The organism is Erwinia sp. LJJL01, assembly GCF_047300805.2.
Lineage (GTDB): Bacteria > Pseudomonadota > Gammaproteobacteria > Enterobacterales > Enterobacteriaceae > Erwinia > Erwinia aphidicola.
The window spans coordinates 1,028,216-1,043,520 of the sequence record NZ_CP178576.1; the positions used below are offsets into that span (position 1 = coordinate 1,028,216).

13 protein-coding genes, 1 tRNA gene and 1 pseudogene are annotated in these 15,305 nt (G+C 54.2%); 6 read left to right on the forward strand and 9 right to left on the reverse strand.

What is annotated here, in order from left to right; genetic code table 11:
• The first annotated feature begins 31 nt into the window (after positions 1-31).
• Entirely contained in the window at positions 32-1,111 is a 1,080-nt protein-coding gene (gene mltC, locus ACLI4M_RS05585) for a membrane-bound lytic murein transglycosylase MltC (protein WP_048917258.1), read from the forward strand.
• A 45-nt stretch (positions 1,112-1,156) separates the two neighbouring features.
• Here the strand turns inward: mltC and ACLI4M_RS05590 are convergent.
• Positions 1,157-1,988 (reverse strand): annotated as a pseudogene (locus ACLI4M_RS05590) (phosphoenolpyruvate hydrolase family protein).
• 2 nt (positions 1,989-1,990) lie between these two features.
• Positions 1,991-3,211, reverse strand: coding sequence for a Tm-1-like ATP-binding domain-containing protein (locus tag ACLI4M_RS05595; RefSeq protein ID WP_048917260.1), 1,221 nt, complete (start codon positions 3,209-3,211; stop codon positions 1,991-1,993).
• Between the two features lie 286 nt (positions 3,212-3,497).
• Between ACLI4M_RS05595 and ACLI4M_RS05600 the strand changes: the two genes are divergently transcribed.
• Positions 3,498-4,133 carry a TetR/AcrR family transcriptional regulator gene (locus tag ACLI4M_RS05600; RefSeq protein WP_048917263.1) on the forward strand — a complete coding sequence of 212 codons (636 nt, stop codon included), beginning with the start codon at positions 3,498-3,500 and terminating at the stop codon, positions 4,131-4,133.
• Positions 4,134-4,370: 237 nt separating this feature from the next.
• Here the strand turns inward: ACLI4M_RS05600 and ACLI4M_RS05605 are convergent, their stop codons facing one another.
• Positions 4,371-6,512, reverse strand: coding sequence for an ornithine decarboxylase (locus ACLI4M_RS05605; RefSeq protein ID WP_133622792.1), 2,142 nt, complete (start codon positions 6,510-6,512; stop codon positions 4,371-4,373).
• 554 nt (positions 6,513-7,066) lie between these two features.
• Here ACLI4M_RS05605 and ACLI4M_RS05610 point away from each other — a divergent pair.
• From ACLI4M_RS05610 to ACLI4M_RS05620, 3 genes are all read left to right on the forward strand, one after another.
• Positions 7,067-7,142 (forward strand) — tRNA-Phe (locus ACLI4M_RS05610).
• Between the two features lie 234 nt (positions 7,143-7,376).
• Positions 7,377-8,057, forward strand: coding sequence for a type 1 glutamine amidotransferase domain-containing protein (locus ACLI4M_RS05615; RefSeq protein WP_048917265.1), 681 nt, complete (start codon positions 7,377-7,379; stop codon positions 8,055-8,057).
• Positions 8,058-8,163: 106 nt separating this feature from the next.
• Positions 8,164-8,769, forward strand: a complete 606-nt coding sequence (locus ACLI4M_RS05620) for a TetR/AcrR family transcriptional regulator (protein WP_133622791.1) — start codon at positions 8,164-8,166, stop codon at positions 8,767-8,769.
• A 62-nt stretch (positions 8,770-8,831) separates the two neighbouring features.
• On the opposite strand, the gene ACLI4M_RS05625 is transcribed toward ACLI4M_RS05620, so the two are convergent.
• The 3 genes from ACLI4M_RS05625 to ACLI4M_RS05635 are packed head-to-tail and all read right to left on the reverse strand — an operon-like array spanning position 8,832 to position 11,014.
• Entirely contained in the window at positions 8,832-10,205 is a 1,374-nt protein-coding gene (locus ACLI4M_RS05625) for a PTS ascorbate transporter subunit IIC (protein ID WP_133622790.1), read from the reverse strand.
• 43 nt (positions 10,206-10,248) lie between these two features.
• On the reverse strand, positions 10,249-10,518 hold the full coding sequence (locus ACLI4M_RS05630) for a PTS sugar transporter subunit IIB (protein WP_048917272.1): 270 nt from the start codon (positions 10,516-10,518) through the stop codon (positions 10,249-10,251).
• Positions 10,519-10,558: 40 nt separating this feature from the next.
• Positions 10,559-11,014: a PTS sugar transporter subunit IIA gene (locus ACLI4M_RS05635; RefSeq protein ID WP_133622789.1), complete on the reverse strand. Its 456-nt coding sequence runs from the start codon at positions 11,012-11,014 to the stop codon at positions 10,559-10,561.
• A gap of 358 nt (positions 11,015-11,372) precedes the next feature.
• Between ACLI4M_RS05635 and ACLI4M_RS05640 the strand changes: the two genes are divergently transcribed.
• Positions 11,373-12,107 carry a GntR family transcriptional regulator gene (locus ACLI4M_RS05640; protein ID WP_133622788.1) on the forward strand — a complete coding sequence of 245 codons (735 nt, stop codon included), beginning with the start codon at positions 11,373-11,375 and terminating at the stop codon, positions 12,105-12,107.
• Between the two features lie 40 nt (positions 12,108-12,147).
• Here the strand turns inward: ACLI4M_RS05640 and ACLI4M_RS05645 are convergent, their stop codons facing one another.
• From ACLI4M_RS05645 to ACLI4M_RS05655, 3 genes are all read right to left on the reverse strand, one after another.
• Positions 12,148-12,756, reverse strand: a complete 609-nt coding sequence (locus ACLI4M_RS05645) for a hypothetical protein (RefSeq protein ID WP_166643153.1) — start codon at positions 12,754-12,756, stop codon at positions 12,148-12,150.
• 258 nt (positions 12,757-13,014) lie between these two features.
• On the reverse strand, positions 13,015-14,265 hold the full coding sequence (locus tag ACLI4M_RS05650; RefSeq protein WP_133622786.1) for an MFS transporter: 1,251 nt from the start codon (positions 14,263-14,265) through the stop codon (positions 13,015-13,017).
• A gap of 62 nt (positions 14,266-14,327) precedes the next feature.
• On the reverse strand, positions 14,328-15,281 hold the full coding sequence (locus ACLI4M_RS05655) for a sugar phosphate isomerase/epimerase family protein (protein ID WP_133622785.1): 954 nt from the start codon (positions 15,279-15,281) through the stop codon (positions 14,328-14,330).
• Positions 15,282-15,305: the final 24 nt, after the last annotated feature.

Here is a 15,305-nt window from a genome sequence, read left to right on the forward strand (position 1 = left end):
GCCCTCTCAATTGTGGGCGAAGCATTAAACGATGAATAAGAAACTGATAAGTCTGCTGGTTATTGCACCATTACTGATCTCCTGCTCCGGCAAGAAACAGAATAACTATCATGAAGAGTGGGTGAAAGACACCAACGGCTTTGATATCCTGATGGGTCAGTTCGCCCACAACATTGAGAATATCTGGGGCATTAACGAAGTACTGATCGCCGGTCCAAAAGACTACGTGAAGTACAGCGATCAATATTACACCCGTAGCCACATCAACTTCGACGCCGGTAGCATTACCATTGAAACCATCGCCGGAACGGATCCCATGGCCAGCCTGCGCCAGGCGATTATCACGACCCTGCTGATCGGCGAAGATCCGGGTAATGTCGATCTCTACTCCGACGTTAACGATATACAGATCAGTAAAGAGCCGCTGCTGTACGGCCAGGTGCTGGATAACACCGGCCAGCCGATCCGCTGGCAGGGGCGCGCCGCCAGCTTTGCGGATTACCTGATCCAGAATAAGCTGCAAAAGCGTAACTCTGGCCTGCATGTGATCTGGTCCGTCACTATTCCGATGGTGCCAAACCACCTCGACAAGCGTGCGCACAAATACCTGCCGATGGTGCGTAAAGCCGCCGAGAAATACGGTGTCGATCAGTCGCTGATCCTGGCGATTATGCAGATTGAATCGAGCTTTAACCCCTATGCGGTCAGCCATGCGGATGCGCTGGGTCTGATGCAGGTGGTGCAGCACACTGCCGGGGTCGACGTTTTCCGTATGAAGGGGAAATGGGGCAAGCCGAGCCGTAGCTATCTGCTGGACCCGGAAAACAACATCGATGCCGGTACCGCGTACCTGTCGATCTTGCAGGGCAGCTATCTGTCCGGCATCAGCAACAGCACCTCGCGCCGCTATGCGGTGATCACCGCCTACAACGGCGGAGCGGGCAGCGTGCTGCGGGTATTCTCCAGCGATAAAAATCGCGCCTTCAGCAACATTAACGATATGTCACCGGCGCAAGTCTATCAGCAGCTAACCACCAACCACCCGTCAGCGGAATCACGCCGCTACCTGGTGAAAGTGACCAACGCGCAGAAAGGCTATCACCGCTACTGACAGCCGCAGAGGCCGGGCATGCCCGGCCTTGTTTTTGGCTGCTATTTAGCGACTGATGTTTTTGAATTTTTTGGTGGTGTCGGTCAGCGCCACTTCGGTTGGCAGGCGTTCCATCGAGCTGGCGCCGTAGAAGCCGTCGCACTGCGGGCAGTTTTCGAGGATGTACTGCGCATCTTGCGGGCTGGAGATGGGTCCGCCGTGGCACAGCACAATTACATCTTCGCGCACCGCTTTGGCCGCGGCGGCCCACTCGTTGACCAGCGGCACACAGTCCCTGAGCTGCAGCGCAGTTTCTGCACCGATGTTTCCGCCGGTGGTCAGGCCCATATGCGGCACGATGATATCCGCCCCCGCTTCGGTCATGGCCACCGCGTCTGCGGCGCTAAACACGTAGGGGGTGGTCAGCATCTCTTTCTGATTCGCCAGAACGGATCATCTCCACTTCCAGCCCGTAACCCATGCCGGTCTCTTCCAGATTGGCGCGGAAATTGCCGTCAATCAGGCCCACCGTCGGGAAGTTCTGCACGCCGGAAAAACCCAGCGCCTTGAGGTCGTCGAGAAACTTATCGAAATTGCAGAACGGATCGGTGCCGTTGACGCCAGCCAGCACCGGCGTCTGTTTCACTACCGGCAAGACCTCTTTCGCCATATCAACGACGATCTCGTTGGCATTGCCGTAGGCCAGCAGCCCGGCCAGTGAACCCCGCCCGGCCATGCGGTAGCGGCCGGAGTTGTAAATGACGATCAGATCGATACCGCCAGCCTCTTCGCACTTGGCCGACAGCCCGGTCCCCGCGCCGCCGCCGATGATCGGCTCGCGGCGGGCAATCATCTGTCTGAACTTAGTCAGCAGCTGCTGACGATTAAAAGCAGGCATAGTTATTTTCCTCTGGGTGCCAGTTGGCGAAATTGAGCCACCGCCGCAGCGGCAAATTGTGGATGATTAATATTCCACGGCAGTCTGATTATTTGTCGCAGCGTGGTTTGCTTTAGCTCAGCTTCCAGCGTGCGGATAAAGGCCCGATCCGCTTCCGGTGACCAGAACGGCTGGCCTTCTGCATCCAGCGCCGAGAAGCCACCTTCCGGGATCAAAAAGCGGATCTCACCCGCGCAGCGGTTGAGCTTTTCCGCGATCCAGCGTGCCATCGCCACATTCTCTTCCACCGTGGTGCGCATCAGCGTCACCTGCGGATTGTGGTGATAGAACTGGCGAGCCGCGTACTTTGCCGGAATAGTGGAAGGATGGCCGAAGTTGACCATATCCAGTGCCCCGCAGGAGATGACGCAGGGTACTTCGCTGCGCGCCAGCGCATCAAAACGATCTTCACCGCAGGCCAGTACGCCCTCAAACAACAGATCGCACACCTCGGTGGTGGTCAGATCCAGCATCCCGCAGAGCATATGGCTGTCTGCCAGCTTCTCCATGGCTTTGCCGCCGCTGCCGGTGGCGTGGAATACCAGACAGTCATAGTCGGCCTCCAGCCCGCTGCTGACGGCCTCAACGCACGGCGTGGTAACGCCAAACATCGTCAGGCCGATAGCCGGCTTATCGCTGCTGTCCGGCGGCACGGAAAACATTACCGCCCCGGCAATCTGATGCGCGGCATTGCCCAGCACCCGGCGCGAAATGCGGTTCAGCCCGGCAACATCCGTCACCGAGTAGAGCATGGCGATATCGCTGGCGCCGATATAGCCGGAAACGTCACCGGACGCCATGGTGGAGACCATCAGCTTCGGGATGCCCACCGGCAGCGCCTGCATTGCGGGCGTGATCAAGGCCGTACCGCCCGAACCGCCTAAGCCGATCACCCCGGCTACATCATCGCGCTGGCTAAGGAAAATCTCAAAAGCCCTGGCCATCGCCACTATCGCCTTCCCCCTGTCGCCACAGAACACCGCACCGCGCCCTTCAGGGTGGAAATCCGCCACGGTTTCGGCAGAAATATCACCGGTAAAAGGTGTGCTAAGTTGTTGAGTTGACAGGTCAACTGTAACGACTTTTACTCCAGCCTGAGCAATCAGCCCGCTGACGTAAAACAGTTCCCTTCCTTTAGTATCCGCTGTCGCAACAGCGTAGATGGATCCAGTATCATTATTCATTGGCGTTAAAAAAACCTGTTATTTAGATTAATAAAGAGTTGATTAACTTGAGATAAAAACGTAAATAACCATAAGGTACAAAGAAACCACACTAAGTGACGCTAACAGTAGCACCTTGAAGATTGATAAATCAATTGAATGAAATATGAGTCTCGTGGTGATTTTGACTACGCTTATAGTACCGGGAAACAGCCATAACCGTTCCCGGGCAGTCAACGCCGGTGACACATATAGCTGTCTGCCGACCCGAAGATGAGATCGTTTGAACTGGAAAAATGAGGTTATCGTGGAGCAAAGGGATTCCGCTGGGGTGTTAGGGTTAACATCAACACGCGCAAGAACACGCCGCTTACTGATTGATACAGCGATGAAATTGTTTGATAGCGGGGCCTTTCCCTCTATCACTGAAGTAGCCCAGGAAGCGCAGCTGTCGCGCGCCACGGCTTATCGCTACTTCCCCACGCAAAGCGCGCTGGTCTCAGCTATCGTCACGGAGACGCTTAGCCCGATTAAACACTGGCAGCCGACCAAAAAGGATGCCAGCGAGCGCATTGATGAGCTTCTGAGCTTTGCCTTTCCGCGCATGCTGAAGCATGAAGGTACGCTGAGGGCTGCGCTGCACCTGTCACTAACCCAGTGGGCGCAGTCGCAGTCGACCGATGCGGTGCCGCCAAAAGAGAAGCTGGTGCGCGGCAATCGTAAAGCGATGCTGACCCAGGTCGCCGCGCCGCTGAGTAAAGAGCTGCCGCCCGCGCTAATGGAGCGCGTGCTGCAGTCGCTGTCGCTGGTTTACGGCTCAGAGATTTTTCTGGTGATGAAGGATATCTGGGGCTGTGACAACGATGAGCTACAGGATATCGGCAAGTGGATTGCCAAAGCTATCGTGCGCCAGGCGCGGGAAGATGCTCTTGAACTGCAATAAAGCGTGGGTTAGTACCGGGCGAGGCATGCCTCGCCCCTGCGCTGAACCACCTTAATGGTCGGGCATGCCTCGCCCCTGCGCTGAACCACCTTAATGGTCGGGCATGCCTCGCCCCTGCGCTGAACCACCTTAATGGTCGGGCATGCCTCGCCCCTGCGCTGAACCACCTTAATGGTCAGGCATGCCTCGCCCCTGCGCTGAGTCACCGTAGTGGTCGGGCATGCCCGACCCAGTTTTTCACGCCAGCACATACCCCTGCAGGCGCTTCACGCCGTCTTCACCCGCTTCGACATACACGCCCTGCAACTCCGGTGAGAAGCCCGGCAGCAGGTTCAGCCCCTCTTCCAGCGCCAGGAAATAGCGCTGAACCGCCCCGCCCCACACTTCGCCCGGCACCACGCACAGCACGCCCGGAGGATAAGGCAGCGCGCCTTCCGCCGCGATGCGTCCTTCTGCCTCAGCGATCGGCACCAGCTCCACGTTCCCGCGAATAAATTCGATATTGGCATCCTGCGGGTTCATCGCCACTTTTGGCAGGCTCTGCTGGCGGAACATCGCCTTTTGCAGATCCTTCACGTCGTGGCTGACGTACAGATCGTGCATCTCCTGACACAGGCGCTTCAGCGTATAGCCCGCATAGCGGGCCGCATTTTTGCGGTAAATGGTCGGCAGCACGTCGCGCAGCAGGGCATCTTCTTTGATGTGCTGCTCGAACTGCGCCAGCTTCGCCACCAGCTTCGCCATCTTCTCTACGCTCTCCGCCGGGGTCAGCAGGAACAGGATCGAGTTAAGATCGCACTTCTCCGGCACCACGCCATTCTCACGCAGGTAGTTGGCGAGGATGGTGGCTGGAATGCCGAACGAGGCATATTTGCCGCTGGCGGCATCAATGCCCGGCGTGGTCAGCAGCAGCTTGCATGGGTCGACCAGATACTGATCCTTCTCATAACCGGCAAAGCCGTGCCACGCTGCGCCTGGCGCAAAGCTGAAGTAGCGCGGATCGGCGGCGATCGCATGCGTTGGCGCATCTTGCCAGGGTTTACCGTCAACCTCGTCGGGAATAAATGGTTGGATCATCTCACAGCGCGCGAGGATCGCCTTACGCGCATCAATCCCCAGCACCACGCACTCGTGCCACAGGCGGCGTCCGGCCTCGCCCTGATGCATTTTCGCGTTGATATCCAGCGCGGCAAACAGCGGATAGAACGGGCTGGTAGAGGCGTGCAGCATAAAGGCATTGTTCAGCCGCTTGTGGCTGCAAAAACGCTGCTGGCCGCGCAGGTGGTTATCTTTTTTATGGATTTGCGAGGTCTGCGAGAAGCCCGCCTGCTGCTTATGCACCGACTGAGTAACGAAAATGCCAGGGTCTGAGGGTTTGAGATCCAGCAGCAGCGGCGAGCAGGCCTGCATCACCGGAATAAACTGCTCGTAGCCGACCCACGCCGAGTCAAACAGGATGTAGTCACACAGGTGGCCGATGCTGTCGATCACCTTACGCGCGTTGTATACCGTACCGTCATAGGTGCCAAGCTGGATCACCGCCAGGCGGAACGGGCGCTCGTCGCTGGCGCGATGCGGCGCAACCTGCTGGATCTGTTTGCGCACGTACGCTTCATCAAAACAGTGCGCGTCAATGCCGCCGATAAAGCCAAACGGGTTGCGCGCGGTTTCCAGATAAACCGGCGTCGCCCCGGCCTGGATCAGCGCTCCGTGATGGTTGGATTTATGATTATTGCGGTCGAACAGCACCAGATCGCCACGCGTCAGCAGCGCATTGGTCACCACTTTATTGGCGCTGGAGGTGCCGTTAAGCACGAAGTAGGTTTTATCGGCGTTGAACACCTTCGCGGCAAACTTCTGCGCATGCTTGGCCGAGCCTTCGTGGATCAGCAAATCGCCCAGCTTGACGTCCGCATTGCACATATCAGCGCGAAACACGTTCTCGCCAAAGAAGTCGAAGAACTGCCGTCCTGCCGGATGCTTTTTGAAGAACTCACCGCCCTGATGGCCGGGGCAGGCAAAGGTGGTGTTATCCATCGCCACGTATTTGGTCAGCGTCTGGAAGAACGGCGGCAGCAGCTGCGCCTGGTACTGCGCGGCGGCGGCTTCCAGCAGCGCAGCATCTTCCGCCTCTCCGCTCAGCACGCCGTCCACCGCCGGCAGATCTTCCGCCTGCGAAGCATCATCCAGCGCGATAAATACCGGCAGGTTAAAACCGGTATGACGCAGCAGCGCCAGCACGCCGGAGCGCGAATCAGAAACGGAGAGCACCACCGCTGCCACATCGGTAAAGTCGGTGTTATCCAGCGTCACGACTTCGCGCCCGGTCTGGAGGTGAATAGCGACGGTGGTACTGGCTGCAATTTTCAAAGGTGTCATAGCACAAATCCCAGGCGGTCAAGGATGAGTGGGTGCCAGAGGCACAGCATAGCAAGGCGCAAAAACGCCTTGCTGGCGAAAGAGTCACAGGCTGTCAGCGATGAAGTGCCGCTCAGACCGATAGACATCAGTAAAATCAGATCGCGTCTGTTTTTACGCATGGCCAAAAGTTAAGCGTAAGAAAACCTCACCGCACGGTGAAAGAATTTATCAACAGGGTATTACAGCAGGAAGATCGGCGGGCGCCCGGCATCAGCAGATGTCGGTTACAGATGCTGGCTGGCAGCAGTGAACCTCTCATGGCGGCGACCTCGATACGGGGATGATGAACACGTCAGAATTTTCGCAATAATGGCATTTTTTAATTGCTGGTTCAACCGGCAAAACAGCCTGCGCGGCAGGGAGTTCAGCGCCTCAATGCTATAGATTTGCCCGAAAAAGTGACGATAAGTTGGTCTTTCAGAACAGTATTGATGGAAAAGAGTGCAATCAGTCGCTGTTCTTCAATAAAGCCGTTGACGGGATCGATGGCATACGGTTTAATGCGCCCCGTTGCCCGAATAGCTCAGTCGGTAGAGCAGGGGATTGAAAATCCCCGTGTCCCTGGTTCGATTCCGGGTTCGGGCACCACATTCAGAAGAACCCGCCTATGGCGGGTTTTTTGCTTTCTGCGGTATCTCACAGCGGAATCATCACGGCACATCTCCTTCTGCAAACTCACGCTGAAAGTTTTTATCCATCGCAACTAGACGACTGGTCTAATTGGTGTTAACTTTACTTCAGCCACACCGCAGGCACGAATCTCACCGCGCCATAGACGACTGGTCTAATTTAAACGCTAAACTTAACGGCAGGAGATTGATGATGAAGATTCTTATGGTGTTAACCTCACACGATCGGCTGGGCAATACCGGACGCAAAACCGGTTTCTGGCTGGAAGAGCTGGCTGCGCCCTACTACGCATTTAAAGATGCCGGCGCGCAGATCACCCTGGCCTCGCCAAAAGGCGGCAACCCGCCGTTAGATCCAAAAAGTAATGAGCCTGACTTCCAGACTGAGCATACTCACCGCTTTGAGGCCGATGCGGCAGCAACCGCCCAGCTCGCCGCGACAGTTCGCCTGGACAGCATTTCAGCGGCTGACTACGACGCAGTATTCTATCCAGGCGGCCACGGTCCACTATGGGATCTGGCCGAGGATGAAAACTCCATCAGGCTTATCGAGAACTTCCTGGCGGCTAACAAACACGTCGCCCTGGTTTGCCACGCGCCGGGCGTGCTGCGCCACGTCACAACGCCTGAAGGAAAACCGCTGGTGGCAGGCAGAAAGGTGACCGGCTTCACCAACAGTGAAGAAGAAGCGGTCGGCCTGACTGAGGTGGTGCCATTCCTGGTGGAAGACGAGCTGATTGCCAAAGGCGGGATCTACTCCAAAGGCCCGGACTGGAGTTCCTATGTGGTCAGTGATGGCCTGCTGATCACCGGACAAAACCCAACGTCGTCTGCAGCGACGGCAGAACAGCTGCTTAAACAGCTGGCTGAATAGCAGCAGGCTGATATTGTGGCGTGGACGAGTAGAGCCGTTTTTGTGAAAATAGGGTTCTACTCTCCCGCGAACAGACAACCGACCTGGCTTTTGATAACGTGACCCTATGACAACTGCAACTCAATTCCATGGCAATGAAATCCGCGACCACATTCTTGCTACAGGCCAGCGCATCATGGCCGGTAAGGGATTTTCTGCCGTTGGATTGAATGAAATACTCAAAGATGCGGGTGTCCCTAAAGGCTCGTTCTATCACTATTTCAGTTCGAAAGAAGCCTTCGGCGTTGATATGCTGGCGCACTATTTTGCGGATTATCTGGCAGAGCTCGACAGCACGCTCAGCCAGCCCGGTCTGACGATGGCGCAGCGGCTGATGAATTACTGGCGACTGTGGCAAGAAACACAGTCATTCTCCGATTGCCAGGGTAGGTGCCTTGCCGTCAAGCTCGGTGCCGAAGTGGCCGATCTCTCAGATAATATGCGTGCAACCCTTCGGTCTGGTACGTCTGGAATTATTTCGCGCCTGGCAGATGCGCTGGAGAAGGGCGTGGCCGAAGGCTCACTGGTGATTGATGATACTGCCGCTAACGTCGCTGAAAGCCTTTACCAGCTCTGGCTGGGTGCCAGCGTGATGGTCAAGATCGTGCGCAATACCAGCCCGTTTGATTCCGCCATGAGCCTGACGCAGAAAGTGATTCGCGTTACCCCATAGCGGCAAAGAGTACCTGATCAATCCAGAGAGCGTCTCCTCTCTGGATGTGATCCACAAAGGTATTACTCTGGACTCTCTTCCACTATCACCTTCTTCTTCGCCGCAAAGTTGTACACCACCAGCAGCGCAAAAATACCGGTAATGATCATGGTGATGGTGCCTTTATCCATAAAGCGCGCCATATTGCCGAGAAGAATACCCACCACGCCAAAATCGGTATCCGAGAAGGTGGTATTGGTCAGCCCAATCGCACCGAGCACCGGCAGCAGGGCCACAGGCAGGAAGGTGATCAAAATGCCGTGGGCAAACGCGCCGCAAATCGCACCGCGCTTGCCGCCGGTCGCATTACCAAATACCCCAGCCGTAGCGCCGCAGAAGAAGTGAGGTACCACCCCCGGCAGGATCAATACCCAGTGCAGCTGGCCGAGGATAAACAACCCCACCAGGCCGCCTACAAAGCTGGAAATAAAGCCCACCAGCACTGCGTTAGGGGCATAAGGGAAGACGATCGGGCAGTCCAGCGCAGGCCGTGCGTTGGGCACCAGCTTCTCAGAGAAGCCGGTAAAGGCCGGGACAATCTCCGCAAGGATTAAGCGCACGCCCTGCAGAATGATAAACACCCCAGCAGCAAAGGTGATCGCCTGAATAAAGGAGTAGACCAGGTAGTTTTGACCGTTGCTGAAGTGGCTCTCGACATACTCTTTACCTGCGGAAACAGACAGGATCAGGTAAATGATCATCATGGTCAGGGAGATGGAGATGGTGCTGTCGCGCAAAAAACTCAGGTTTTTTGGCATGTTCATCTCTTCTGTGGATTTCGAACCTTTCCCCACTACCGAACCAATCCAGCCCGATAACACATAGCCAATCGTTCCGGTGTGCGCCAGGGCTACATGATCGCCACCGATGATTTTACGCATATAGGGCTGGGCCAGCGCCGGGAAAAATGCCATCAGCATGCCCAGAGCCAGGGAGCCGGTGTAAATCAACTGCACCCCTTCAAAACCGGCCACCGACAAAATAATGGCCACCATACAGGCCATATAAAAAGTGACGTGGCCTGACAGATAGATATATTTCAGTCGGGTAAAACGGGCAACGACAATGTTAGCCACCATACCGAAAGCCATAATCAGCGTGGTCGGTGCGCCATACTTCGCCAGTGCAATGGATACCATCGCCTCATTGTTGGGGATGATCCCCTGCACATCAAAAGCGTGTTTGAAAATGTCACCCAGCGGCGTCAGCGAGCCGACCAGTACCGTTGCCCCGCCAGCCAGCACCAGAAAGCCGAGGATGGTTTTCACCGTCCCTTTAATCACCTCGGGGAAAGGCTTTCTCTGTGCCACCAGCCCGAATAGCGCCACCAGCCCCACCAGAATGGATGGCACCTTCAGCACGTCGACGACAAATTGCAAAAGGTTTTGAGTAAACATAGTAACCTCTAGGGTAAGGTGTTCATCTAAAGTGACAAATTTTTTATTTATCAAAATACTCGCGTATTTTATTTTCGACTTCTTTCAGGTCGATAATATTATTAATAATGATAACTTTTCCCTCCGGAAGGTTGGCGCTATAAGCAATATCCTTCGCCATGACGAAGACATCTGCCACATCAGGGGTCACAGACCCGAGATCGGAATGGTCAACATCCGCTTCGATTTCGAGTTTCTTCAGCACTTTCTTGATATTCATTTCCATCATGAAGCTGCTGCCTAAACCTGAACCACACACCGCCATAATTTTCATCTCAGACCTCATCACCTGTTGTTGATAATCACACTGTCAGTTAAGCATTGTCTGCTAACAGAATCTTTTTAAGCGCTTCCTGACTGCGCGCATTAAAAACTTTGTCCATTATCTCTTCGTCAGAAAGGACCTCCGCCAGCTGCGAGATCATTTCAATATGGCTATGACTGTCCGGGGCAGAAAACATAAAAATAGCGTCGACCGGGTCATTCTCTTCCGAATCAAACTTCACCGCCTGCCCCAGCTTGACGATAGATAACCCCAGCTGACTGGCCCCCTCTTCCGGGCGCGCATGGGGCATGGCAATATGTGGGGCGATGACAAAATAAGGCCCAATCTCCTCTTTCTGCCGAATAATGGCATCAATATAGCTCTGTGCGATTGCCCCTTCATTAAGCAGAGGACGCGCGGCAATTTGCAGCGCTTCTTTCCAGTCCGCCACGTTATCAACATACTGAATTTTTTCGTTATTCAACCACTGTGCCAGCTGCGACATCGCTTTTCTCCTGGGAAAGCTCGCAGTGATGTACAGTCAGCTTCGGGATCTGTGAATGAAGCTGATAGCGTTATCTGTCACATCATTGAGAGCTGCTGCCCCTGTCGCTTGAATTTAGTACTCTATAATCAAGTCTAGACAGGTTTAAGATGTATAGTCATCTTGATGATGAACCCGGAGGTGTACAGATACAATATGTAAAGTTAAAATAGTGCTGGACATGTTGAGCTTGAATGTAAATTCGTTAACTTGATCACAACTCGATGTCACTGAAGTGGCATACAGCAATAATAAAGAGCACACCTGTGCAGGCACGACTCAGGCGAGTCGGCCCTCACTCTGAGCGGGATGAATTGAAATGATCGATGGCATTACAGAAAAACAGAAAGAAGTTGTCGATTATATCCTGACAAAAATTAAAGCTGACAAACTGCTGCCCGGAGATAAGCTCGATACGGAAATTGCCATCGCCAAAAATATTGGCATTACGCGCGCAACCGTGCGCGAAGCGACGCGGATCCTGATTGAGCAGCAGCGAATATACCGGGTGAAAGGATCCGGGCTGTTTGTTGGCTCTATTGGCATCAGCAATAACGCCGGAAGGTTTCATGCCCTCTCCCCTTTTGATTATCAGGCGCAAAAGCACGGCCACAAAGGGGTGAGAAAAATTGTCTCGGTCAGTATTATGCGCGTGCCCTCGGCGGAAATAGCGCAGGCGTTACGCATTAAGAACAGCGACCAGGTCTATAAAATATTACGCCTGATGTGCTTCGATGATATTCCCGTGGCGCTGGAACACATTCACCTGCCGGTCAGCCTGTTTAGCAGCATGGAGTTCAGCAAGCTGGAAATATCCAAATACTCTTACCTTGAGCAGATAACCGGTAAAAAAATACAGCGCAGGGATCAAAACTTAACGGCGCTCAATCTCACCGATCCTGACGTGCTGGCCCTGCTTAACCTGGCGCAAAACGATGCGGTGATTGAAATCAACGAAACCGTGTTTCTTGATGATGGTCAGCCGTGCGAAGTGAATATTGCCATTATCAATACCCGCCTGTTCCCGCTGCGGCAAAACTCGCAGCGGCCGTGACCAAACGGCGAAAAAAAACCCGCCAGCGGCGGGTTTAATTTTATGCGGCGTATGCGGCTAATCTTTCTCTATTCTTTGCTACAAGAATCACGCCACGGCGCGATTCATCGGGGTGTAATGACCAGATCGCATCCTCTGGTATTGATACGCCATTATATATCAGGTGCTGCCCGTCATACGGGAAAAATGCTCCGAGGTCAGTATCGAGAACAAATATGGCGAGACTCTTTGATTGTTCCGCAATCTTTTTCCACAATGCTTTCCCGCCTGGGTAGTGCATGTGATTGCTCATAAGAACCACCCCACACTCATTAACCAGCGTTTCATACAGTAGAGTGGCTAACCCTAATTCGCGCTGTGTACCCTCTACGCAAACGCTCTCGACCTGTAAAGCATCGTCTTGCCAGAACCGTTCAACAGAGAGCACTACATCACCTACTGTCTTCTTACGTTCGAGCTCCAGGATAGCGATAGCGCGGTTACGCTTAACGCCATCGATTTCTTCCGGTTCAGTCTTAATGATGGCCGCACGTGGCGTCGCTGCATCATAAATAACAGCCATAGCCACGCCTGCAATCTCGAAGGAATGCACGATTTTGAATGCCCGCGCTACAGCGGATGGGCTGTAAGAGACTGGATAAACAATCATTGTACTATCCTCTTTCATGAGTACAGGCATAACAGACATCATCCTTGATATATAATTTCAAACGGTGACCATTCAGCCACTATGCGACTTTAAGGTTAAAAAATCAACAACCCGTCAAGTGAAAAATAATCAGAATTTATTTTTACCATTTGTATTTTAATGATTTTTTATCATTCCCCAAGCGGAACGAAACGGTAACGCCCCGGGTACGTCAGACTGAAAGTCCTCTTTACCTCGGGGCAACAAGCCCGGCTACAGCTATTCAGAGTGCCGCAGTGCCCCCTTGCCCTTCACCACTTCCTGCGCCTCAAGCTCCTCCGGGGTTTTTAGGAACGGGGTGAGCACACCGCTGAGCACATACAGCCCGGCATATATCCCCAGTACGCCGCCAGCACCCAGCGAAGAGTAAAATAGCGCGGTGATGGCAGGTGCGATAAACGCCCCCAGACCGGCCCCCAGGTTCAGCACCGACATCGCCGCCCCTTTGCTGTCCGGCGCCAGCATCGGGAACAGGGCCGACAGCGGCACATAGCCCGCCATGGTGATCCCGCACAGGCACAGCACAAACATCATCACATAGAAGTTGTGGCCCAGTACCTGCGGCACCGCCCACACCAAAATCAGCACCGCAGCATAAGCGAAGCCACCGACCCACATAATGGTGGTGCGCCAGCCAAATTTATCGCCGAAGAAGCCAAAGAACAGGTTGGCAAAAATCGCTACCAGGAATACCGCCGACCACATATGCAGCCACTCGGTTTTACTGTAGCCATAGCTGATCAGGTAGAGCGGCAGAAACGTCGCCAGGCCATATTGCGCAATGCCGTTGACCGATTTCACCACCAGCCCCATGGCAATCACCGGGCGTTGCAGGATGGTGATGCCCTTCAGCAACTCGGCGGCGCTGAACGGGTGGATCTCGGAAGCGGGCACCACGTCGCGATTCACCCAGATCCCCAGCACGGAGCCGACGATCACAAACAGCATCCCTACCCACAGCACGTGGATTTCGCCCAGCACCGGCAGCGCCAGCGAGGAGAAGAACGGCCCGATCACGCTCAAGCCCAGCGAGAAGGTGAACCAGAACCAGCCGACCGCCGTCGCGCGTCGTTCCACCGGCGTGCTGTAGTTAATCCAGATCAGGAACGAATAGGCAAACAGCGGATAGCCAATGCCGCGTATCGCATAGAACGGCAGCATCCACGCCATATGCATGGTTTGCAGGCCGAGGGCGATAAAGCCAATGCTGCCAACCACAAAGGTCAGCAGACCAAACAACATCACCTTACGCGGGCCGAGGGTTTGCACCAGCACGCCGGTCACCCAGGCGGCCAGCGTTACGGTCACGCCATAAGCGGTCAGCAGGTAAGAAGCCTGAGCGACGGAAAGCCCTTTTTCCACCAGCCAGATAGAGATCCAGGCTTGTTCAACCCCGTCGCCGATCATAAAAATAGTCAGGCCGATATAGCCCCACAGCAAGTTCTTAGGCAAACCTATTTTATTCAACATAGTTTCCCCCAGTGTCTGACACCGACTGGTAGTAAGTAAGAGGTAAGAGTCTGATTTTGTTTTTATTCGGCGATCATTTTCATCAGCATGCCCTGCACTTTCAGCGCGTCCTGGCTTTTGATCAGCTGGTCGATTTCAGCGATGCTCAGGCGGTCAATAAAGCCGGCCAATGCCTTGTACATACGGATGTTCTGCGCGCACTCGGCCACCGGGTCTTCGCGGCTTGGGAAAGTATCGAAATAGATCAGGCCGCTGAAATTCACGCGTTTTGCGTAATAGATGTATTCCAGGGTCTGCATCAGATGCACCGAGCCCAGCATCAGGCCATCGTCAAAATGTCCGTAGCCGTCATTCAGATGGAAGCCGACCAGGCGATTTTTGCGAGCCGACTGGAACAGTGAGAAAGCCGGGTTCTCTTTCTTCATGATCATGTGGCAGAAGTCGAGAGTAATGCCGAGATTATCCGCGCCCACATCGTCAATCAGCATCAGGGTCGATGACACATCGCCGATAAAGGAGAAGGTGCGAGGCTCGTAGGGTTTGTATTCAAAGCTGAACTGCATATCCGGGTGTGCATGGGTGACGGTCTGCAGGGCGCTGACCAGCAGCTCGTAAGCGCGGAAGTAGTCCTGCTGGAACGGATAGTCATAGCCATCGTAGCCAAACCACAGCGTGACGGTATTGCCACCGAGGTACTTGCACACTTCTGCCGCTTCCAGCGTAATATCAATCGCTTTTTGGCGCAGCGCGGCGTCGGGATTAGTGAATTCGCCGTCGATAAACTCCTTGTTATAGCGCAGCGCGATGCCACCTACCTGCAGGTTGTTATCGGCGATGGTCTTTTTAATCAGCTCTTTACTCTGGCCAACAAAGTGTTCCGGGTAGTTAAGTTCTATATGCGTTAAGCCATCTACGCTACCCATACGGGTAATCAGATCGCAGGTGTCCATTTTATTCTTAGCATCAAATAACTCGGGACGTGAACGAAATGAATTAATACGGGAAGAGAATTTCATTTTAAATATCCTTGCATGAAGTTT